This is a genomic window from Corynebacterium singulare (assembly GCF_000833575.1).
In the GTDB taxonomy this organism is placed as follows: Bacteria; Actinomycetota; Actinomycetes; order Mycobacteriales; family Mycobacteriaceae; genus Corynebacterium; species Corynebacterium singulare.
Window position 1 is genome coordinate 2,748,172 of sequence record NZ_CP010827.1, and the last position, 23,183, is coordinate 2,771,354.

Here is a 23,183-nt window from a genome sequence, read left to right on the forward strand (position 1 = left end):
GATCTTTATGGGCAGGGGGTAGGCGTGGGCAATGCAATGTTGAGTGTGGTCACATTTACCGTGTCCTCGCCCAGGAAACCCAGGCTGGCATGCTCAGTATTGTCTGCAATCAGCTTCTTCACGTCTTCGACGCTCATCCCCTGTTCCCGGGCCACACGCGGAGCCTGCAGCTCCGCGTACTCGGGGCTGATGCCGGAATCCACGCCGGAACCGGATCCGGTAACGGCGTCGGCAGGCACCTGCTCCACGGATACGCCTTCGCGCTGAGCAATTTCCTCTCGGCGTTCCCGGATGGCCCTTTCTAGCTCAGTACTTGATGTGCCGTAGTTACTCATACCTTCCGCGCGGGTGAAGAAGTAGGGCCCATCGTCCACGCCATCCTGAATCTGACTGGAACCGACCAGGCATTCACCCTGGTAGACAAGGTTGCCCTCGGCAGATTTCGGGGTGATGCGAGATATTCCCCACACTGCGGCCGGGTAGATCATGCCGAGTGCGACGACGCATAAGAGCACGGCGACGAATCCGGCGATGAGATTACGCAGATAAACACGCATTATCGTTTCCTTTTTCTTTGCAGGTTTTCTTTATAGGCCGGGAAGGAGGGAGACGACTTGGTCGATAACCCAGATGCCGATGAAGGGGGTAATGACACCGCCGAGACCCCAGATGCCGAGGTTTCGACGCAGCAGTGAGGACGCGGAGGCCGGTTTGTAGGACACGCCCTTGAGCGCCAGTGGGATGAGCGCGACGATGATGAGCGCGTTGAAGACAACTGCGGAAACAATGGCGGACTCAGGAGAATGCAGGTGCATGACGTTGAGGCGCTCCAAGTGCGGCAACTGTGTGGAGAAGAGCGCCGGCAGGATGGCAAAGTACTTCGCCAAGTCATTGGCCAAGGAGAAGGTAGTCAACGCGCCGCGGGTGATAAGCAGCTGCTTGCCAATTCGAACAACATCGATGAGCTTTGTCGGGTCGGAATCCAGGTCCACCATGTTCGCAGCTTCCTTCGCCGCGGAGGTACCAGTGTTCATGGCCACGCCTACGTCCGCCTGGGCCAGCGCTGGGGCGTCGTTAGTACCGTCACCGGTCATGGCCACCATGCGGCCTTGTGCCTGCTCCTCACGGATGCGGGCGAGCTTGTCCTCCGGCGTAGCTTCGGCGATGTAATCATCGACGCCGGCTTCCTTGGCAATAGCTGCTGCGGTCAGCGGGTTGTCACCGGTAACCATGATGGTCTTGATGCCCATCTGACGCAGTTCAGCGAAACGCTCGGCCATGCCGGGCTTGACGACGTCACTCAGTTGCACTACCGCAATTACCGTGCGGCTGCCATCGGATTCTTCCACGGCGACAGGCAGCGGGGTGCCACCGTCTTGTGCAATCTGGGTTACTGAGTCCTCGATCTCTTGCGGCCAGGTGCCGCCTGCTTCAGTAACCCACTTACGTACGGCATCGCCAGCGCCCTTGCGCAGCTTGCGGTGAGCCAGGTCTAGACCGGACATTCTCGTCGACGCACTGAATGGAACGACCTCCGCACTCCGCGCTTCTGCATCTCCTTCACTGGACAAAGAGTAGTTTTCAGTCAGCCAGGCCACGATGGAGCGGCCTTCTGGGGTTTCATCCGCCAGGGAGGAAATGCGAGCAATCGCTGCTGCCTCGCGCTCGTTAACTCCCGAAGCCACAATCAGGCCGGTTGCCTGGCGGTTTCCGTAGGTGATGGTGCCAGTCTTGTCCATGAGGAGCGTAGCGACGTCACCAGCCGCCTCCACCGCACGGCCGGAGGTGGCCAGAACGTTGTGACGAACGAGGCGGTTCATACCGGCGATACCAACTGCAGAAAGTAGGGCGGCAATGGTGGTAGGAATTAGGCAGACCAACAAAGCGATAAGGGATAGTGGCGAAAGCTCCGCGCCGGTGAACAGACCCATCGGGGCAAGCGCAGTGACGGCGACGAGGAAGAGAATGGTCAGCGTGGAGAGCAAGATGCTCAGCGCAATCTCGTTCGGAGTCTTGCGGCGTTCCGCGCCCTCCACCAAGGCGATCATGGTGTCAACGAAGGTGGAGCCCGGTTCGGAGGTGATTTTGACCTTGATGGAATCAGAGAGCACCACGGTGCCGCCGGTCACGGCGCAGCGGTCACCGCCGGCTTCGCGGACCACAGGGGCCGACTCACCCGTAATAGCCGATTCATCCACGGTGGCAGCACCTTCGATGACGTCACCGTCACCCGGGATGGTCTCCCCTGCTTCTACACGCACGATGGCACCCTTGGTCAGCTCGGACGCGGGGACCACTTCAATGCCAGAGTCAGTAATGAGATTGGCAGTTGCATCATCGCGCACAGAGCGCAGACTGTCTGCTTGGGCCTTGCCACGGCCTTCGGCATAGGCCTCGGCGAAGGCGGCAAAGGCAATGGTGAACCACAGCCATACCGTCACGACCCATCCGTAAAAGCTGGGGTTGATGATGGACCACACAGTGGTCAGTGCCGCGCCCACCCACACGACGAACATCACGGGGTTGCGTGCTTGGGCGAGCGGGGACATTTTGCTCGGAAGCGTTTTCAGCGCCGCAGCCGCGAGGCCACTGCTCTTCTCCGGAGCTTTGCTGCGAGGAGTCTTATCCGACTCAGCGGTGATGGTTTGGGTTGTCATGATAGTGCCTCCGAAATGGGACCCAGAGTGAGGACAGGGAAGAATGTGAGCGCTGCGACCAGCAGGATTACTCCGATAGTCAACAGCGAGAAGGTAATGCCGGAGGTGGGTAAGCTGCCTGCGGTGGTGGCCTGGCGCTTCTGTCCTGCCAGGCTTCCAGCTAGGTAAAGGGTGAAGACAATGGGCAGGAACCGGCCTAACAGCATGGCCAAGCCCAAAGTGATCTGCCACCAGGGCTCAGTCACCGTCAGTCCAGCAAAAGCAGAACCGTTGTTATTCGCCGCCGAGGTAAAGGCGTAGAGAACTTCCGACAGGCTGTGGGCATTATCCGCCGTTCCCGGTGCACCGAAGTTGGTCGCTGAGGCTTCCACGAGCTTGCGCTGCGCCACGGATGCACCAACGCCCACGAGAACCAGAACCGGCATGGTGAGGATGTACAGGCTGACCGCTGAAATTTCCTTGCGGCCAATCTTATTGCCCATAAACTCCGGTGTGCGGCCCACTAGGAGGCCACCGATGAACACAGCGAGAATAGCCACAACCAAAAGGCCGTAGAGGCCCGTACCCACACCGCCCGGCGCGATTTCACCCAACAGCATGTTGAGGATAAGCAGGCCACCGCCCAGTGGGGAATAGCTATCGTGCATAGAATCCACCGCACCCGTCGAGGTACCGGTGGTAGACACCGCAAAAAGGGCTGAGGCATCAATGCCTAGTCGCTGTTCGATACCTTCCATGTTGGCGCCTGCCAACTGAGACGCACCGCCGACAAGGGTGTGCTGTGCCCAAGTCACCAGAACAACCATCACGGTCCACAAACCACCAGCCACGCTGAGCAGCGTCCACGCGTGCTTCTGCGACTTAAGCATCACACCATACATGCGGATCATGCAGAAAGAGATGACAAGCAGGGAGAAGATCTCCACCAGGTTGGTAAAGCCGGTCGGGTTCTCAAACGGGTGCGCCGAGTTGGCACCGAAGATGCCACCGCCGTTGGTACCCAGGAGCTTAATGGCTTCCTGGCTGGCCACGGGAGCACGGGAAATATCTACACCGGACTCCGTAACCAGGTTCGAGCCAAAGGTCTGCATGGTGCCGCCGAGAATGAGCACGGTGGAGATGATGAGTGACAGGGGAAGCAGAATTCGGACGAGACCACGGGTGAGGTCTACCCAAAAGTTGCCGATGAGGTGCTGACCATTCTCGGTTGCCAAGGTATCGCGGCTGTAACCCAAGTGGCCGATGCCGCGGATCAAGGCAACAGCAACACACATGCCCACTGCGGCTGAGGCGAAGTTTTGCACGGTCAGGCCCAGCATCTGCGAAGCATTGGTCAGAGTGTCTTCACCGGAATAGGACTGCCAGTTGGTGTTGGAGGTAAAGGAAGCCGCGGTGTTGAAGGCCATCCACGGCTCCACGGCTTCCTCGCGGGCGTTTCCAAAACTTGGCAACACCGCCTGGAGCCGCTGCACTGCGTAAAGGACAAGGACTGAAGCCAGACTGAAGCCCAGCAGAGCGCGAGCGTAGTTCTTAGCGTTATGGCCCCGGTTAGGGTCAATGCGCAAAATTCTGTACACGAGGCGCTCCACGGCCCAGTCTTTGTCAGAGGTATATGTACGGGCCATCCAATTGCCCAGCGGCACGTAAGCCGCCGCTAGAAGTGCAAGTAGGGCAAGGTACTGCGGCGCCACCGCCGCAATGCTAGCGATCATGCGAAACGCTCCGGGTCAATAAGGGAAATGATGAGATAGGCCACGAGCGCGACAACAATGATGAGCCCGATGACTGCTGTGATGGTGTTCATGTTCTACGCGTCTCCATCCATTAACTCGTTGATGGAGGACGGACCGCCGAACGCTAGGACCACGATCACGATGACCAGAATGTCCAACATGTGGGAGAGACCCCCTTGTGCGCGTGCAAAGTTCTGCACTAGTCCGTGCTCAGTGAGGGTGTCACCGAGCATCAGTGCCTCCTAATCGGCATCTGACATCTAGTGACGTTAGGAGCACACCCCGCTGTACTTACCTTTTCTTTGCGGCATCTTTACACCTTTAGCCTCGAATCTTTACGTCCTCTTTACGCCCCCATTTACCCCCAACGAACAGATCCCGGAACTTCATTGTTTCTGCACATCTTCCTGAATACTCCCCCTAACTGTTCTTTCATCACGTAAAGTTTCTTTCCATGAACGAAACCTCAGTCATCATCGTAGGCACGGGCCTCGCCGGCATGGTCGCCGGCTATGAGGCCATCAAAGGTGGCAAGCACGTCATCTTCCTTGAACAAGAAAACCGTAACAACCTCGGTGGCCAGGCCTTCTGGTCTCTCGGCGGACTGTTTTACGTCAACTCCCCCGAGCAATCCTTGATGCGGGTCAAAGACTCCGAGGAGCTGGCCTGGCGGGATTGGGCCAACTCCGCCGATTATGACCCGGTGACCGAGGAAGACCGCCACGATTATTGGGGTGAGAAATGGGGACGTGAGTACGTGCGCTTCGCGGCCACCGAGAAACGCGATTATCTCAAGAGCTTAGGCCTTAATGTTCTGCCCACCATTGGATGGGCAGAACGCGGCTCTGGTGACGCGTCCGGTCACGGCAATTCCGTGCCGCGCTTCCACCTCACTTGGGGAACAGGTCCCGAGGTCGTCCGCGTTTTCCGTGAGCCACTCCTCCGCGCTGAGGAGCAAGGCCAGGTGGAATTCCATTTCCGCCATCGCGTGGATGAGCTCGTCATCGAGAACGACGAAGCGGGCAGTCCGCGTGTCGTGGGCGTGCGCGGCAGCGTCCTCTCCCCTACCAATCAGGTGCGTGGAGAGGCGAGCACGAGGGACGTCGTCAAGCACTTCGAGCTGCGTGGCTCTGCTGTGGTGATTGCCACCGGCGGCATCGGCGGCAACCTGGAGAAAGTACGCCAGATGTGGCCCACTGAGCGCTGGGGTGAGTGCCCGAAAGAGCTGGTCACGGGCGTGCCCGCGCATGTCGACGGCCGCGGTATCGACATCGCCCAGCAGGCTGGCGCCTCCGTGGTCAATACCGACCGTATGTGGGCTTACACCGAAGGCATGACCAACTGGGATCCCATCTGGCCTGGCCACGGCATTCGCATCATCCCGGGCCCTTCGGCGCTCTGGCTCGATGCGGAAGGCAATCGCCTGCCCACCAACCTCTTCCCCGGCACCGATAACCTGGCGGCACTCGCCCACATCGGCCAGACCGGCCACGGCTATTCCTGGTTCGTGCTCAACAAGGCCATCGTGGACAAGGAATTCATTTTCTCCGGCTCCGAGCAAAATCCGGACCTCACAGATAAGGAGCTCAAGAAACTCGCCAGCAAGGTGGGCCCGGGCACGCACGTGGCGGTGAAAGCCTTCATGGAGAACGGAATCGACTGGGTCGTTGAGGACAATCTCAGCGATCTTGTCGCCGGAATGAACCGCCTAGCACCGGAGGGTTCCCCCACCATTGAGGAGGCCCACCTAAGAAAAGTCCTGGAAGACCGCGATTCGCAGCTGGACAACCCCTTCAGTAAGGATGCCCAAGTCAACTACATCCGCGTTGCGCGCGGCTTCTTGGGCGACAAGCTCATTCGCGTCGCTCCCCCACACCGCATCCTCGATGAATCCAAGGGTCCGCTCATTGCGGTGCGCCTGACGTTCCTCACCCGCAAGACTCTGGGCGGGCTGGAAACCAACCTCGATGGCCAATGCCTCAACGCCGACGGCTCGGTGCTTCCTGGTTTATACGCCTGCGGCGAGGCCTCCGGCTTTGGTGGTGGCGGCATGCACGGCAAGAATGCGCTGGAAGGAACCTTCTTGGGCGGCTGCATTCACTCGGGCAAACGCGTGGGCGAAGCCCTGGCGCAGAGCTAGCTAAGAGCCAACCAAGAGATCACCCAGCGCCATTGCCCATACTCCCCTACCGTAGAGACCATGAACCTCGCTAGAAACGTCCGCATCGTCGTGGAGAATCCGTACTTCACGGTGACGCGCTTCGTCGCCACGCCCGCTGAACTCACCGTGGGCGAGATGATCATCATCGTGCACGCAGCTCTCGGCCTCGAACCGTCGAGCCCCGGCCAGCTCATGGTGCGGGAGGATGCGGAGCCCATCGATATCTTCCCCATCATCGACTCGGACTTCTATGATTCCTTCGGTGAAGACGTCCACTACCACCCCTCTGAGGGCGACTGGTGCATCACCATCAGCATCGCAGACACCTCCCGGGTGGTCATGGGGTTGCCCGCGCTCATCTCCGGCGAGGGCCCCGACCTAGTCACTGAGTTAGGTTCCCCGCAGGCGATGTTCAGCGTCATGCTCGACGTTCAAGCGTCCATGGCTTACATGGGCGTCCCGCCACAGGACATGGAGCGCATCTTCAGGCTATTTCCCAATTACACCCTTGACCAGATCAATCAGCGACTGACAACGTGTTATCACCCGGCGATCGCGCAGCGCTTGGCGACGATGGGCACGGAAGCCGCCAACCTTGAGGGAGGAACCCAATCCTCACTCAGCTCCGGGCTCCCTTTTGATCCGTTCAGCCCACATCCGTGGGATGACTTCTCAGATGACGTTGATGATTTGGGCTTCCCCACTGAGCTCCTCGAACAATGGCGCGAGGAAGTGTATGAGGCCTACCCAGAGCTGAGCCCGGATTTCACGCTTCCGGAGCTGTCTGAGGACACCGTCCACATGATTGGTCAGCGTGTGCGCGAATACTTGGATGTCATCCGCGACTTTCCACGCCTCACCGGCGCTGGATTCCTCAAACAAGCTGCAGTTCAGCGCTTGAAGGACTGGCTGCCGAAGCCTAACGCCCATGAAACCGTCAAGCGTGAGGACTACCACCAGACGCTGTTGAATCTGCGAGAGTTCTTCCTCAGCCTGGATTGGGTTACGTGTACCACCTCGACCATTCGCGTCACTGAACTTGGTGAAAGGGCTGCCCGCGATCCGGACTTTGCAACGCAGCTCATTCTTGGAGCCATTCCCTACTCCTACTCCCCTCCGAGTGGCGCTCCGCAGCTGGGCTTAGACCTCGTGCACCTGCTGCGCGGCGACATACCGACACAACTGGACTGGGACCCTATCCTCATCATCTCGCGTGACCTGTTCTTTGCGCTGGGCATTCTTACCCATGACACCCACCTGGCCACTATCAAGCCAGGTCACGAAGGTTTTGTGGCCGCTGTACTCGCGTCTTTGCGCGACGACCTCAACCAAGAACTCGACTAGCACCACCTCGCGCTGTGGAGCGCGTGGCTAGGCCTGCGGCCCCTCACCAGGGCCCTGATTCTGGCTGTGACCTTGGGGTGTAGCGCGTTCTTCCTGTGGTTTCGCAGGAGTTGAGCGCACGCGCCGCACCGCAATCACCAGCAAGACAAGACCGCTGAGCAAGAACGCCAGGGCCCGGAAAATACCGGACAATGCAGCCAGGTCGAAGAAGGTCAGCTTCAGCGTTGCCACGATGGCAAGGAGAATCCCCAGGCCAGTAAACCCTTCGTGGTGCTTGATGAGCAATCGTGCGGCGATGAGCATCCAGGCAACGGACACCACCACGTGGCTGGCAAACCACGGGGAGGAACCCCAGGCGTCACCTGTAATGAGTCCGCCCAGGCCGGTAATTGTTCCAACCACTGCAACCATGCTGAGGCCCAGCGCGAACACTGTCGCACACGCAGCGTACACGCGATTGTTAGCGAGCCCATGGATCTGAGACCTGCGCAACCACGTTGCAATCAATGCCAGCCCCAGCAGCACTGCGGAAGCAAACATTGTCGGTTCTTCACGGAACGCCTGCGGGACGGCAATGCTCGAGAAGAACAAAGGAAAGACAAAGATCACCACGCCTACTACCCACGCTGCTTGCAGAGCACCGTGCTTTAAGTAGGGCAGCAGAAGCACCAGCGCGATGTAGAACACTGCCGTGAGGACAACCGCAACCCACAAGCGCACATCGGACATGCCACCGTTTGCCCCATGTTCACTATCGGAAAAGTTGGCGAGCTGGGTGGCTTTATAAGCTAGCGCAAAGGCAACAGGGAACACTCCCAGCGCAATGCGCCCTTGTAGTTGGCCCCACGCTACCGCAGCGATGGCGGCAAAAGCGGCAACCAGAATCCACGCGGGAATCTCAAAGTTCACTCGCACAAGGCAGAGCCCCAACAGCAGTGCTGGCACAAGCAAGCCAGCTGTGTAGTCACCGAAAGCCCTACGGCTAGTGGGGAAGTGGACTGCAAGGCCAACGAGTAGTACAGCGGATGCACCCAATACCGCGTTGGCCACGATATGCATATCGGAAGACTTACCCATGATCAGGTTGGCTACGACCAGCAGCAGTGCAATAGCTCCGGTTCCACGCAAAATGTCGTTCCTGCGCCACGCCGAGTAACCTAACACCATCAGCGGCATGAGCAGCACGGGCAAAGCGCTAACACCGGTACGGGCAATCAGAATGCTAGCTACCAGAGCCATACCGATGGCAAACCACATTATGGTCAGCTTATGGAAGCCTTCGGGTTTGTAGTGGACGGAGGCCATGTACGCGGCAAAAAGCATGGTCATGATAATCGCGCCGAGCCACGCTGGCCACCATCCCAGCCAGGTCACCACCAACAAGGAAGTAACGAGTGCTGAGTACAGCGATGTCGCCAGTAGAGCAGTAGTACCTGCTTCTGGCGCCTTGCCACGGAACTTCCACGCTGCACCGCCTAGCGCTAGGGAGACCACATAGGCCAGGATCACTCGCCCAAGCGGACCAAGCAGCCCTGCCTGAATGGCCATGCCCACGAGGAAGGCGACACCAATCAGGGTGATGACCGTTCCGGCGATTGCCACAACCCCGATGAGTGTCTTTTCTTGGTCTTCTGGATTACGTGGCTTCTTAGGCACCCAGGCCTGCGCTGGTGGTTGCTGCAGACCACCGTGCGGGGGCGGGGCACCGTTGGGTCCATACTGCTGCGGGAATTGCGGAACAGGTTGTCCTTGCGGTCCCCGCGGTGGCTGTGCTCCTTGGTGTGGCCGTGGCATTGCTTGTTGAGGAACGCCTTGGGCCTGTTGCGGCCGCTGCTGCGGAGGCTGTTGCGGTTGCTGCCGCGGACGCTGCATCTGCTGCGCACTCGGTCCTGCCTGCTGGCGGGGCATAGGCCGCTGAGGGCCAGACTCCGGAGGACGCGGCTGGCCACGAAAGGGCGGCTGTTGCGACCGTTGCGGTTGCTGCTGCTGTGCGTTGGGGAATCGTGCAGGCGGAGGCTGCAGTGGTGCCTGCGCTGCCGCAGCCTGGGCCCGAGCCTGTTCTTGCTGGGCTAGCCACCGGCGCGCTTCATGAAGCTCACGCTCTGCCGCATCCAATCGGCGACGGAACTCTTCGAGTGCTGGATCCTGTTCCATGCCTACTGCTTACCTTTGTTTTCAGTAAGCAGCCACGCAACTGACAGCTTTGTTACCTAGTTGAAACCAAATAGTGCCCCGGCTGCCACACACATACCCCTAGACCTGAACTGCGACCTGCCGGTCGGCACCGCCTGGCGGAACGTGGATGCTGGCTTTACTTCACCACGAGGTTGACCATGCGGCCTGGGACGTAAATCTCCTTGACCACGTTCTTGCCTGCGGTGAGCTCGGCGATGCGCTCATCTGCCTTAGCGACGCCCACAACAGTGGCCTGGTCAGCGTCGGCAGGCACCATGACGCGGGCCTTGACCTTGCCGTTGATCTGGACCGGTACCTCTACCTCATCGTCAACGAGGTACTTCTCGTCGAACTCAGGGAAAGACTCGTAGGTAATAGTGTCCTCGTGGCCAAAGCGCTTCCACATTTCCTCCGCGATGTGCGGGGCAATGGGGGAGACCAACTGTGCCAGAGGCTCAACGGCCGCGCGCGGAGCACCCTTCGGGTACGCCTTGGTCAGGTAGTTGACGTACTCAATGAGCTTGGCCACCACGGTGTTCAGGCGCAGATTCTCGTAATCATCGCGCACGCCGGCGATGGTGCGGTGAAGGTGCTTGAGGTCATCGTCGGAAAGCTCTGCGTCCGTCGTGGACAGCTCGCCCGAATTCTCATCGACGGCCAAACGCCACAGGCGCTGGAGGAAGCGCTGAGAGCCAACGACGTCCTTCGTGGCCCACGGGCGCGAGGTATCCAGCGGGCCCATGGACATCTCATAAACGCGCAGCGTATCCGCACCGTAGTCACGGCAAATGTCATCCGGAGCCACGGCGTTCTTCAGGGACTTACCCATCTTGCCGTACTCCTGGTTAACCTTTTCATCCCCGTAGTAGAACGCGCCATCGCGTTCTACTACCTCGGCCGCTGGGACGTAGACGCCGCGGGAATCCGTGTAGGCATAGGCCTGGATGTAGCCCTGGTTGTAGAGGCGACGGTAGGGCTCCTTCGAGGTCACGTGACCGAGATCGTAGAGAACCTTGTGCCAGAAACGGGCGTAGAGAAGGTGCAGTACAGCGTGCTCCACACCGCCGACGTAGAGATCCACGCCACCCGGATCGTTAGCTCCATGCTCTTCCGGACGCGGGCCAGTCCAGTAGCGCTCGTTCTCCAGATCGCAGAACTTCTCGTCATTCGTGGGATCAATGTAGCGCAGCTGGTACCAGGAGGAACCTGCCCACTGCGGCATGACGTTCGTGTCACGGTAGTAGGTCTGCGGGCCATCACCCAGGCCCAAGTCCAACTCCACCTCGACCCACTCGCGGGCCTTGGCCAGCGGCGGCTGCGGGGACGAGTCAGCATCGTCCGGGTCGAAGGACACCGGCTTGTAATCCTCTACCTCCGGCAGCTCGATGGGCAGCATCGACTCCGGAAGCGGGTAGGCCTGTCCGGCCTCGTCGTAGACGATGGGGAAGGGCTCACCCCAGTAACGCTGACGGGCAAACAGCCAGTCACGCAGCTTGTACTGGATCTTCTCGCGGCCAGTACCCTGGTCTTCCAACCACGGGATGATGGCGGCGATGGCCTCATCCTTGGACATGCCGTTGAGGTCAATGGAATCGTTGGCGGAGTTCACGGCCTTACCGGACTCGGTATAAGCCTCCTCAGCAATGTTGCCGCCAGCGACGACTTCAGTAATCGGCAGACCAAAGACCGTGGCGAACTCATAGTCACGGGTATCGTGCGCCGGAACCGCCATGATGGCGCCGGTGCCGTAGCCGGTCAGGACGTAGTCCGCGATGAAGATCGGAACCTGCTTGCCGTTAACCGGGTTGGTGGCGTAGGTACCCAGGAAGACACCGGTCTTGTCCTTATTCTCCTGGCGCTCTAGGTCAGACTTCGCCGCAATCGACGCGCGGTAAGCCTCCACGGCCTCCTTCGGATCATCGTGTCCGAAGGTCCAGCGCTCATCCACGTCATCGTCATAAGGGATGGGGGAGAGGAGGGCATCGACAAGCTCATGCTCTGGGGCCAACACCACGTACTCCGCGCCGAAAAGGGTATCCGGGCGGGTGGTGAAGACATCAATGTTGTAGCCCTCCGCATGGAAAGTGACCTCCGCACCGCGGGAGCGGCCAATCCAGTTACGCTGCATGGACTTGACCTTGTCCGGCCAATCCAACAGGTCCAAGTCATCGAGCAGGCGATCCGAGTAAGCGGTAATGCGCATCATCCACTGCTTCAGGTTCCTGCGGAAGACCGGGAAGTTACCGCGCTCCGACTTACCCTCCGCGGTGACCTCCTCATTCGCCAGCACCGTACCCAAGCCCGGGCACCAGTTCACAGTGGAATTGGACAGGTAAACAAGACGGAACTCATCAAGCGCGTGGCGTTGCTCCTCCTGAGTAAGGTCTGCGTAATAGCGGCCATCCTTGGTCGTGCGCTTGCCCACCTCGAGCTCCTTGATGAGCTCAGACATCGGGCGCGCCTTCTGCTGATCCTCATCGAACCAGGAGTTGTAAATCTGCAGGAAGATCCACTGCGTCCACTTGAAGTAGGCCGGATCCGTGGACTCGACGGAACGGCGCGAATCGTGGCCCAGACCAAGCAAACCCAGCTGGCGGCGCATGTTCTGAATATTTGCTTCCGTGGTGGTGCGCGGGTGCGTACCAGTCTGGATAGCGTACTGCTCCGCCGGCAGACCGAAGGCGTCATAACCCAGCGTGTGCAGGACATTCTTGCCCAGCATGCGGTTAAAGCGGGCATAAGTATCCGTAGCGATATAACCCAGCGGGTGACCCACGTGCAGACCCGCACCAGACGGGTAGGGGAACATGTCCTGGACGTTGAGCTTCTCAGCGGGGAGGTCTCCTCCCTCCGCGAGCGGGCCGACAGGGTTCGGTGCGTGGAAAGTTCCGTTATCCTTCCAGTACTGCTGCCAGGCCTTTTCGATCTGCGCGGCGAGCTCCGGCGTGTAACGGTGGGCGGTGGTATCGCTCGGGTTAGTCATGCTTTGACAGTGTAGTCACCGCTCAGGAATCGGCCCAGTTAGCCCTAGATAGAGCACGGCATGATTCCAGACGATTACTTCAGCCAAGGCACCAAGGACACTCCTCGGCGGCTACCAGTTCGGCATGCGTCTAGGTAGCCCGGGCCGTTGCTTCAATCTGCTCTAGACGGTTGCGCAGATCCACGATGACATCGGTGTTGTTGCGGAAGATGTCGATGACGGACCCCTCTTCATCAAAGGGTGGCTGGAAGATTTCTTCATAGGCCACACCACCGTTGTGGACCAGCACGTCCACCAGCATCGTGATGAAACGAATCTGGGCGGCGCTGAAAGAAGTATTGCCGAGGAGATCCGCGAATTGTTCTCGGACCGCGTCCTCGTCGAGGCCTACCAAACGCCGGATGAAGGCCGGAATGCTATCTCCACCCATGCGTTCCCGGAGAATCTCAATGCTGTCTTCAGAGCCCGCGCTTCCTCCGCCTGCCTGGGCCACCATTGCCTCCAATGCCGCAACATCCTCTGCGTTAAGTGTGCGTGCACTGCGCAGCTTGATCATCGCGAGGTCATTGGCGTGTTCTTGGAGCAACTCGCGCAGGCGTTGTTCCAGCTGGGAGGGGTAGGACCCGGTACCGGGCAACTGCGCCGGCATCTCGTTATCAATCATGAGCTCACCCATCTCATCTTGGATATCGAGGGTCACGGCGTTGCGCTTTCTCTTGGGCACAAACTGGATAAGTGGGCGCATGCCAAGGCGAATGGCCTCAAGGTCCTCAACCGTAACGTTGTTCCACCACTCCGGATCCAGCACGCGTTCAAGGAAGGAACGGCGCTCGGCAACCATGGGGATGGTGGCGCTTACAGCCATGAGGTCACCTGCCATCCTCTCCACGCGTTGGCGCAACGCCTCGAAGTCCGGGCTATTGTCCAGCAGTCCCACCTGGAGATGCAGCACCACGAGGTCGAAGCGCTTGGCGGTCTCGGAGTCCTTCATCGTGTCCAGCGGCAAGTGCGCAATATGGCGGCGCAGCTGCTCAGCCTTCTCCTCACTTAGCTCATCCCACGCAGAGCGTTCGCGGTAGCGCAGCAAGGTTTCCTTGTCGCTGGGACGGACCATGATGTGTCCCAGCGGCACGGATGCCGCCGAGGAGTGGAGGGAATCGGCAAGCCCGGCGCGTAGCTCCGGGGCCTCTGAGTGCTTGTCCAACTGTGCGAGCAATCCCACTCGGGCGTCGAAGAGCTTTTCTGACAGCGACCGTGGGCGTCCAGTCGCCGATTCACGGACCTCGCCCTTGTAGAACTCGTCCACATTGCCGCAGAAATCGAAGATGAGGAAGTGCGTCTTGTCCATCCCCGGGCCAAAGAGGTCCGGGCGCAAACGCGTTCCTCGGCCCACCATCTGCCAGAACTTGGTGGGGGAGTAGATGGGCTTGAAGAACACAAGGTTGACTACCTCGGGCACATCCACGCCGGTGTCCAGCATGTCCACCGAAATCGCGATGTTGACGTCCCCGTCTGGGTCTGCGAACTCATCCAAGGCTGACTGCGCATACGTCGTGTGTGTGGTGATGACAGAGGCGCCAGTGCGGGAATACTCGGGGAAAGAAGCATCGAATACTTCCTTGATGAGGTCCGCGTGCCGCTGGGTTCGAGCGAAGATGATGGTCTTGCCCAGTTGGTCACCGCCCACGCGGATCCCGTTCTCCACCACGGTTTTCAACACCTTGCGGATGGTGTCCTTGTTGAACAGGTAACGGTTAATCTCCGCCGAGGAAACCTGACCCGGCGGATCTAAGCGCCCGCCGTCCTCATCGGTCCCCCAATCAGACATGTCCCACGCCACCCGCTCCTCGGGTGACAGTTCGTCATAGGCCATGCCGCGCCGCAGGAAGAGCGAGTCCTGCCGAGCCGTCTTGAAGGGCACGAGGTTGCCGTCTGCTACCGCCTCATCAAGTCCGTACTCAAAGGATGGAGTCTTATCCTCCATCTCAAAGAGTGCATAGGTGTCGTGGTCAATCTCGCTCTTCGGCGTCGCCGTCAGCCCCACCACGTAGGCATCGAAGTACTCCAGGATCCGCTTGAAGCGGTTGTACACAGAGCGGTGGGCCTCATCCACGATGATGAGGTCGAAGTCAAAGGGCCCGAACCTCGCCGGCTTGTCACCGTCATCCCCGATGAGATTCATCATCGTGTTGTAGGTGGTGACATACACATCACCCACCTGCTCAGGATTCTTGATGAGGTTCACGGGCGTGGACTCCGCGTACATGCTCACAAAGGCTTTGTGCGCCTGATTGACCAGGGCTGTGCGGTCTGCCAAGAACAGCACCTTGCCCACCCAGCCGGCCTGGCGCAGCAGCTTGGCGGTGGCCACAGCCACGCGGGTCTTACCAGTTCCTGTCGCCATAACCAGCAATGCTTGGCGACGCCTCCTTGCCTCCAACGTCTCCGTCACCGCCCGGATGGCCTCGAGCTGGTACGTACGGGCGCCGCCGCCAGCAATCTCCGTATCTACCGGCGTCTTGCTCAAAAGAGCACGCATGGTGCGCCGCCTAATCATGCGGCGCAACTGCTGCGCAGTGGGGAAGCCCTCCACCTCACGGGCGGGGTAGCCCGCACCAGAACCAGGAAGGTTCGCAGCATCATCGATGAGGTCGATGTGATAGCCGTTGGTACACACCATGACGGGTCGCGTTCCATACTCGCGCTCAATGCAGTCCGCGTAGAGCTTCACCTGCTGGGCGCCCACGGTCATGGACTCCATGGACTTCTTGGCCTCGATGACAGCTAATGGTGTGCGATCATCATCCCACAAGACATAGTCCGCATAACCGACACCGGACGTATTGGGCATGCCGTGAAGCTTGAGCTCCCGAGTGACGGAGTCACCACTAAACCCTGCCGCTTCAAGCATGGGGTCAATGAGCTGCCGGCGGGTCTCGGCCTCACCAATCGCCAAAGGCGCATCAGGCTGTGCTCCAACCCCGGCGCGCTCGGCTGCGGCCGCTTCCTGCTCGGCTAACTTCGCCTCAAGGGCCTCAATTTCGGCAGCAAGCTTCTCTTCTACCTGCTGTGCAGCCACACGCTCCGCTTCAGCTTGTTCCTGCGCATCAGCAAGTTCCGCCTTCGCGCGAACCTCCGCACTCCGCCGCTTGAGCTCGAACTGGGCCGCCTCACGAAGACGCTTCTCCTCCGCCTCGCGGGCTGCTTCCTGCGCCTCATCGAGCAGCAGCCGGTTTTTCTTTAGCTCCTCATCCTGCTGCGCCAGCTTCTTGAGGTAGGCGGCGGTCTGCGCTTGGGAACGCCCGGCAACGTGGATGCCAGAAGCGTCAGCACCGGCCTGGCCCAACAGGCGAGTATCAAAAGCCGCCTGCGGGCCCGGTGCGTTCTCCGGCTTAGCCGAGTGGTACCGCACCGCCCACACCATGAGGTCATACAAGTGCGCAGCTACCGTTCGCGCCTTCTGCGGGGTGGCCGGCGCTTGCTTGCCCTCCATGTCGTCAGCGTGCGCGGCGTCATTGCCGCTTTTACGCAAGATGGTCATCTTGCGCAGCATGGTCTCGTTTTTCACACATTGAACGAAGCCACGGTCCCTGGTCATGTCCGCCAGGCTGAGGTAACCGGTATCTCCGAGCCCCCGGAACGCCCAGATGTGGTTCACCACCCGCTCTAACACCTTGCGCGCGTAGAAGCAGGAAATCACCGGGTCCGCATCGACGAAGCGCTCAACCTTCAGGCACTCCTCATACGCCGTGGGCCACACGTAGCGCACAAAGCCGAAGTTAGTGCTGCGGATTGGCCCACCCGGCGCAGCGTTGCGCCCAGCATTCGGTGGAGTAGGGGGAGTCGGGGTCACCATAGAGTTCTCCAGGGACAAGATTTCACATCGGGTACGTCTTGATCCCAATAATTCTAAGTCACGGCTCTAGGCCTAGCTACCACCATCACTGCGTTCCCTGGCCAAACGATCCGATTCCCCTCTTGTTCTTTCCCCACACGCCACTAAGATCACCACTATCCCGTTGTTCAACTGCGAGCTGTTCCAAAGCTCACCAATAACCGGAGAGACTGTGACCAACACTGACCGGACTCAACCCATTGCTCGGGTTGTTCCCATTTCATCCCCGGATGGCCGAGTGCAGCAACTAGTAGCTGCCGGAATCTTGAGCCACACCCCCGCGCCTTACTCCGCGCTGACCACTACGGCTCCAGAGCCGGACACCCCAAGCTATCTTCTACCTTCTAAATCCGACGTTGTTTCACTACTGGACCGGGAAGACCGCGTGTGATGCTTTGCCTCGGCCCCTCGGGATCAGAGTGCACGCAGCCAAAAGAGCCGAAATACTAGCCACGCCGCTCTTTCTTTGCCGCTTCCTTGCGTGCGTCCTTGAGGGACAAGGCAATATCCTCAGCACCTACATCATCTGTACCCGCGTCATAGGCGCCAACGCGCTGCGCCTCAGAGACTAGCTCTCGCAGTGCTTTGCGACGTTCAGCCCTCTGCCCATCCCGGTACCGCAGCACGTCAACGAGCCTAACCCTCCTATGCTTGCCACCGGTGGTGCGCTCAAATGCTATCGATCCATCCTCAAGCTTCTTCACCAAAGTCGGCCTACTGATGCCCAGGACATCTGCTGCTTCCTGCGTCGTGAGCAACTGGTCCACAGGTGCGACAGTAATGGCCTTTCCCTGCCTCATCTCACGAGCAACGTCTGACAACGCCCTCAGCACCTCGCCGGGCAGATTTACCGCTTGCCCGTCGGGCCCCACTAGCGCAGTAGGTCCCGACTGCTGCTCTAAGAACCTGCTCACATCGCGCATGGCCTCTAGGTTTTGCGGCGGAAGAGTCACGTGGGGGCGGTGGTTCTGCGCCTCATTCATGAGATCATCGTAGCGCAATTCGAAAAATTCGAAACGCCTAACACAACTCTCCCACTCGATGAACCCGACTCAGTTTCATGCTGCGGCATGCAGTTTTTCTTTGGGGGTAGCAAAGCCAACAAACAAGCAGATCCATAAAAACAATTTTGATTACTATTAACCTAGACTTCAGACACAATCTTCGGCTATAACTACAAGGTCACTATTTCTCTTCTCTGAAAGTTGAACTCTCTCATGACCTATTCTCGGCTCGGCCTTGGCGTATCCATTGCCGTTTCGCTCTCTTTGGTTTCTGTCCCTTCCGCTACTGCTCTCGATGCTCAGCTGGACACTCGCAACGGCAAAGAGATTTGTGTGGTCTCCCTCGACTCCGCGGAAAAGGAAATCTCTAAGAAGTACTTCGCTGCCAAAATTGACGAGCAGACCAAACTGCAGAACCGCATGCGCCAGGACTTCCCGCAGTATGCGGACAGCTTTGCTCGCCTTGACTCCGCTCCCGAGACCCACAAGCTGGTGACTTATTGGTCTGACATCAGCTTCTCCGACCTTCCCTCCGAGGCTGAGCTAGCGGCCAAGGGATACGACAGCCTAGACGCTTCCTACCTCGTATTCACCAATTCTGACGCAGAAGCCAAATACAAGGATTGGGCAGCCAACGGATACCCCTTCAATTGGGAGGTGACACGAAATTGGACTCCCAGCGAACTTGCTGAGTATCCCTACGGCGATCTCCCCGTGGTGAACTCACAGAACGGTGAAGTCGAGGATTCTGCGGTGGATCTTCAGGCGCAGGTGCCCTCGTACTCCACAGGTCTAAATGCTGGTTTCCACACTACTTCTCAAAAGTTGCTCAATCTCAGGAAGCCGGGGGAGCTTCGTCTGCAACCTCTCGAGGATGATTTCGAAGCCGTAGCCGGCCTCGAAGTCATGGGCTTTACCATGCCCTTCAGCTCCACCGTCACCCTTGCTGGCGCTTGCGAAAACGCCTACCTCGCAAAGGAACAATCCGAAGCGGAGACTTCTACTACGCCGCCGACCTCTGAACCAGTTCCGTCCACTAGCACAACCACGACACCGACCACTTCCGTTGTGCCTCCTTCTTCGACGGAACCAACTACAACCCGTCCGGCTAAGACCACCCCGGCAGCTACTCCTACTGCACCCGCAAAGCCGACCACAACCACTCCAGCGCCGAAGCCCAATAAGACCAATGACAGCGGTTCCTCCACTGGCGGAATCATCGCCATCGTCTTGGCAATCCTTGCCGCCGCAGGTATTGGTGTTGTGGCCTTCCTGCCGGAACTAGGATTCAAGCTCCCTTTCTAGAGATTGGCTTCTTAGGTCATCGCCATTAACTCTTCTAAGGCGAAAGGGCGGAAATAATTTCACCCGACCTGACTAATGTCAGGCGCCCAGCTCCATTTCGTTGAGCTGGGCGCCTGGCATTTTTCAACGCTGCGAAAAGCTGCGCTCACTCCCGCTAACGCAAGAATTCGCCCCAACCTACTCGAAGTAATCCTCATCCACCTCAACCAGCGCTACAGTCCGCTTGACCTGAACTCCCACGCCATAGCGAATCATCAGTTCCGCCAGCCTGGCCCCGTCGATCAATACAACGCGTGAGGCCACCGCATCCGCGTACTCCTGAGCTCTATCGGAGAATTTCGCCGTAGTCAGAAACACCCCGCGGTCCGCCTGCGCCCCCTGCAATGCTCCCACGAATGCCTGAATATCCGGACGGCCAATGCTCTTGTCCAGTCCATACCGCTTAGCCTGCACGTAAATACGGGACAGACCCAGCGCATCCTGGTCAATGATCCCGTCGATGCCACCGTCATTGGACAGCTGCGTACGCGTGGCTTTTCCCTGGGTTCCTCCGTATCCCATGGCCATGAGCAGGTCCAGCACTGCTTGTTCAAAGAACGCCGGCTCATTCTCATGTAACCGCGTGAGCAGATCACCAGCCACCAACTCGTTGTTGCGAGACACACCGGTTTCCACCTGCTCCAGTGGGTCGAGCTCACTTTCGGCTTCCGGAAGGACGCTTTGCTTATCAGCGTCCGCCTTGTGCACAGCCTTGCTTCCCTGACTTGGGCCCCGCCACGTTAACTCCGCTTCCGTGCCTGCGATCTCTGTACGCAGCTGCTTCTCCGTCATCCCTTCCGGATAGCGTGCCAACAAGTCACGGCCAAAGTCTGTAATTTGAAAACGCGCCCGCGCCGGCGAAATGATGGCGTTCGCCTTCTTAAGGAATGTCAGCGCCCAACCAACACGGTTTTCATAGAGCGGCTGTCCGGAAGGAATGGTCTCAAGACGTTCCTCGTCCGTGATGCCAATGCGCACCGCAGCCTCCTCGATGAGCACGCTGCGCTTGAACACCTCTCCGTTTGACGCCAATACGTGAAGCACTGGAACCATGTATCCATGCCACTTCAAAATTGCCATTAGAGTTCTCCTTGGAATGCACGGGTGGATAGGGATTTTTGTAGTTCTTGCAAAAGCTTCCTCTGACGCTTCATCTGAGACTCAATGTCTTCGATTCGCGAAATTGATGATGCGAACTCTTGTTGCTCGTCCATTGATGCTTTAGGAATTGGCAACCTCTTCAACTCGTTGGCATTGATATTCGCCATTCCCACAATTGCTTTTGCGGTGTTTCGCAATATCTTCTTGCCAAGAACCGAATTAAGGAACCCGGCAATATATTCAGGAACTGCTTTATCGTTTACTCGACATCTGATTAGGTAGCCAGCATACGTATACTCGCCTACCAACGATGGGACGACAGCGGTTTTTCCCACCAATTCCTTACTATTCGTCCTGTTGAAAAGTAAATCACCAGCCTTCAGCGAATACTTCTCTCGATCCTTGGTGTCGAGCTCAACATATTTTAAATTTGAAAAATCAATTCCACCGTTGTAAGAGACGTTCCCCATTCGCAGTATTGGAATGCCGGCATTCTCGTTCGCCTTGTCGCTAGTTCCATACTGAGTGGATTCGAGATACTCACCAATTACTGTCGATTCCCGCTCAATTCTTAAGAAGAAATCCGTAAACAATTCTTGCTTAAGCTGAAGCAAGTCCCCCAAGGACTGATTAACCCTAACCAGTGCCTCATCCCCCTTATCCAAAATCGCCGCAATACGGCGCTGCTCTTCGAGGGGAGGGAGGGGGATTTCAAATCGGAGAAACGCTTCTTCCTTGACTCGCTGTCGGTTAGTTGCGCCGAAACTAAGCGCCTTCGCCTTTGCAGCTAAAATGCCACTAGTCGCAAAGTAGTGAAGATACTTTGACGTGCACCTCGACTCATCGATTTCGAAAATCGGAAAATCTTTGGAAACGACTGCCCCATCAAGGGATTGAGGAATCAGTGCGAAGGCACCGTTACGGGCGTCGATACGCGAGTAAATGAACTGTCCTTCTTTCACTCGATAGCCAGTGAAAGCAGCGGGTGTCTTACCTGCTCCAATATTTCGCAGCACGGCGCCCTCGCCGTGCATTTTGACTGTTACAAAGGACTCCGTCTCTGGGGATGCAATCTTTTCCGGGACTCCAGCAGCCCGGAGCACATCCCCCAACCGCACCATCGGCCAGTCGTGCTTTGCCGTGCTCGCCATGCTATTTCCCCTTTTCCTCGCTGAGCAAGGCCTTGAGGTTGGCAAGGCCTTGGGCGATGTCGCGGTCGAGTTCTTCGATTTCGGCGATGATGTCCATGGGGTCGCGGGTTTCTTCTGCTTCGAGGACGATCTCCTTGTAGCGGTTCATGGAAAGGTCGTAGTCGGTTTGGGCGATCTCCTCCTTGGACACCGTGAAGGAGTAATCCGTGCGGGCGCGCTCACGCTCATCGGTGGTGCGGGCGTGCCAGCGAGCAACAACGTCTGGGAGGTTGTTGAGCTTGAGTTGTTCGTCGGTGAGGGTGACGGAGGTGGGGACGTCGGCAAGCGCGGGATCGCTTAAGTCCTGAATGTGTGAGGCAGGGGAGGGGCCAAGCAAGGGGGCGTCAAGAAGCGGAGTGCGCTTGTCATCAAGTGAGTAACCATCCGCGGTGACGTCATAGAACCACACCTCATCGGTACCGCCGGAATCGGTGCGGGTAAAGCACAGGACGGCGGTGGACACGCCCGAGTAGGGCTTGAATGCGCCAGAGGGCAGTTTGATGACGGCGTCCAGGCGCTGATCCTCAACCAAGGTTTTGCGAAGGGCTTTGTGCGCCTTGGTAGAGCCGAAGAGGACACCTTCAGGGACAATCACCGCGGCGCGACCACCCGGCTTGAGTAGCTGCAGGAAGCGGTGGACAAAAAGAATCTCCGTCTTCTTGGCCGTCGTCACCGACTTGAGCTTGGGATCGACGGCATCCTTATCCAGGCTGCCCGCAAAAGGCGGGTTGGCCAGGACAAGGTCGAAGGCCTCATCGAACGTTGTGGGCAGCTGTTGCAGCGAATCGCGGTAAGAAATGTTGGGTTCTTCAAAGCCGTGCATGAACATGTTCATCGCCGCGATGCGCACCATGGTTTTGTCAAAGTCGAAGCCCGTCAAGCCCTCTGTGATGAACGTTGTGCGCGTGTCCTTGTTGTAGAGGTCCTCACGGTGATGGTGGGCAATCCAATCATTGGCAGCCACCAAGAACCCGGCAGTGCCACACGCTGGGTCGATGATGCGCTGCTGTGGCGTCGGCTCCATGAGCGCGACGAGGAGCTCGATAATGTGGCTGGTCGTGCGGAACTGACCGTTCGTACCCGAGGTGGACAGCTTGTCCAGCATGTACTCGTACAAGTCGCCCTTCATGTCCTTGTTGGAGAATTGCAGCAGGTCAATGAGCTCCATGACACGTGAGAGCGTGGCTTCAGATTCGATATCGAAGGAGGCGTTAGCCATGTGTTCCTGGAAACCTGTGCCGCCCATCTCCTTGATGAAGGGGAATACCTTGGTGATGATGGTGACCTTGCGGCGGGCGATGTCGCGGTCCTCAATAAGGTTGCGCCACCGCAAGTCCTGCTGGCTGGCATCAAAGATGTCCTCCGTCGCAGTCGGATCACCCAAAGCGCGGCGCTTATCAATCTGGACCTGGCGCTCGTCGAGATCCTTGATAAAGAGCAGGTAGGTGAACTGCTCGATAACGGAGACTGGGTTGGAAATGCCGCCGGACCAGAAGGTGTCCCAGATGCGGTCGACGTTATTTTTGAGGGCGCCGGTAATCATGTAGTTCAGCGTATCTGCTGAGTCCGACATGCTGGTGAAGAGGCGGCGGTTAG

At 58.5% G+C, this 23,183-nt stretch carries 16 protein-coding genes; 4 read left to right on the forward strand and 12 right to left on the reverse strand.

The window, feature by feature from the left end:
- Window positions 1-5 precede the first annotated feature (5 nt).
- From CSING_RS12590 to CSING_RS13765, 5 genes are read right to left on the reverse strand one after another with little or no spacing between them, the layout of a single operon-like run.
- On the reverse strand, window positions 6-557 hold the full coding sequence (locus tag CSING_RS12590; protein ID WP_042532838.1) for a potassium-transporting ATPase subunit C: 552 nt from the start codon (window positions 555-557) through the stop codon (window positions 6-8).
- Window positions 558-587: 30 nt separating this feature from the next.
- Window positions 588-2,657 carry a potassium-transporting ATPase subunit KdpB gene (gene kdpB / locus CSING_RS12595; RefSeq protein ID WP_042532840.1) on the reverse strand — a complete coding sequence of 690 codons (2,070 nt, stop codon included), beginning with the start codon at window positions 2,655-2,657 and terminating at the stop codon, window positions 588-590.
- Entirely contained in the window at window positions 2,654-4,366 is a 1,713-nt protein-coding gene (gene kdpA / locus CSING_RS12600) for a potassium-transporting ATPase subunit KdpA (RefSeq protein WP_407637955.1), read from the reverse strand. The genes kdpB and kdpA overlap by 4 nt, the downstream gene beginning before the upstream one ends.
- Window positions 4,366-4,461 (reverse strand): K(+)-transporting ATPase subunit F, encoded by a 96-nt coding sequence (gene kdpF / locus CSING_RS12605; protein WP_039672809.1) that lies wholly within the window; start codon window positions 4,459-4,461, stop codon window positions 4,366-4,368. Before kdpF ends, kdpA begins: the two co-directional genes overlap by 1 nt.
- A 3-nt stretch (window positions 4,462-4,464) precedes the next feature.
- Window positions 4,465-4,623, reverse strand: a complete 159-nt coding sequence (locus CSING_RS13765; RefSeq protein WP_158407812.1) for a hypothetical protein — start codon at window positions 4,621-4,623, stop codon at window positions 4,465-4,467.
- Window positions 4,624-4,844: 221 nt separating this feature from the next.
- Here CSING_RS13765 and CSING_RS12610 point away from each other — a divergent pair, with 221 nt between their 5' ends.
- Entirely contained in the window at window positions 4,845-6,530 is a 1,686-nt protein-coding gene (locus CSING_RS12610; protein WP_042532844.1) for an FAD-binding dehydrogenase, read from the forward strand.
- 60 nt (window positions 6,531-6,590) lie between these two features.
- Entirely contained in the window at window positions 6,591-7,895 is a 1,305-nt protein-coding gene (locus CSING_RS12615; RefSeq protein ID WP_042532847.1) for a hypothetical protein, read from the forward strand.
- Window positions 7,896-7,922: 27 nt separating this feature from the next.
- Here the strand turns inward: CSING_RS12615 and CSING_RS12620 are convergent, their stop codons facing one another.
- Window positions 7,923-9,497 (reverse strand): DUF2339 domain-containing protein, encoded by a 1,575-nt coding sequence (locus CSING_RS12620; protein ID WP_042532849.1) that lies wholly within the window; start codon window positions 9,495-9,497, stop codon window positions 7,923-7,925.
- A gap of 68 nt (window positions 9,498-9,565) precedes the next feature.
- Here CSING_RS12620 and CSING_RS13770 point away from each other — a divergent pair, with 68 nt between their 5' ends.
- A complete protein-coding gene (locus CSING_RS13770; protein WP_042532851.1) occupies window positions 9,566-9,805 on the forward strand; it encodes a hypothetical protein in 240 nt (79 codons plus the stop codon).
- Between the two features lie 401 nt (window positions 9,806-10,206).
- Here the strand turns inward: CSING_RS13770 and leuS are convergent, their stop codons facing one another.
- The 3 genes from leuS to CSING_RS12640 all read right to left on the reverse strand — a co-directional run bounded on the left by leuS (window position 10,207) and on the right by CSING_RS12640 (window position 17,931).
- Window positions 10,207-13,053: a leucine--tRNA ligase gene (gene leuS / locus CSING_RS12630; protein WP_042532853.1), complete on the reverse strand. Its 2,847-nt coding sequence runs from the start codon at window positions 13,051-13,053 to the stop codon at window positions 10,207-10,209.
- A gap of 130 nt (window positions 13,054-13,183) precedes the next feature.
- A complete protein-coding gene (locus CSING_RS12635) occupies window positions 13,184-16,909 on the reverse strand; it encodes a DEAD/DEAH box helicase family protein (protein WP_236683987.1) in 3,726 nt (1,241 codons plus the stop codon).
- A 485-nt stretch (window positions 16,910-17,394) separates the two neighbouring features.
- Entirely contained in the window at window positions 17,395-17,931 is a 537-nt protein-coding gene (locus CSING_RS12640; protein ID WP_042532855.1) for an excisionase family DNA-binding protein, read from the reverse strand.
- Window positions 17,932-18,165: 234 nt separating this feature from the next.
- Between CSING_RS12640 and CSING_RS12645 the strand changes: the two genes are divergently transcribed.
- Entirely contained in the window at window positions 18,166-19,257 is a 1,092-nt protein-coding gene (locus CSING_RS12645; RefSeq protein ID WP_042532857.1) for a hypothetical protein, read from the forward strand.
- 177 nt (window positions 19,258-19,434) lie between these two features.
- Here CSING_RS12645 and CSING_RS12650 read toward each other — a convergent pair whose 3' ends face one another.
- From CSING_RS12650 to CSING_RS12660, 3 genes are read right to left on the reverse strand one after another with little or no spacing between them, the layout of a single operon-like run.
- A complete protein-coding gene (locus CSING_RS12650; RefSeq protein ID WP_042532859.1) occupies window positions 19,435-20,376 on the reverse strand; it encodes a restriction endonuclease in 942 nt (313 codons plus the stop codon).
- On the reverse strand, window positions 20,376-21,548 hold the full coding sequence (locus tag CSING_RS13045; RefSeq protein ID WP_052471433.1) for a restriction endonuclease subunit S: 1,173 nt from the start codon (window positions 21,546-21,548) through the stop codon (window positions 20,376-20,378). Before CSING_RS13045 ends, CSING_RS12650 begins: the two co-directional genes overlap by 1 nt.
- Before the next feature lies 1 nt (window position 21,549).
- The gene (locus tag CSING_RS12660) at window positions 21,550-23,130 is read right to left on the reverse strand and encodes a type I restriction-modification system subunit M (protein ID WP_042533497.1); all 1,581 of its coding nucleotides are present in this window, start codon (window positions 23,128-23,130) and stop codon (window positions 21,550-21,552) included.
- Window positions 23,131-23,183 lie beyond the last annotated feature (53 nt).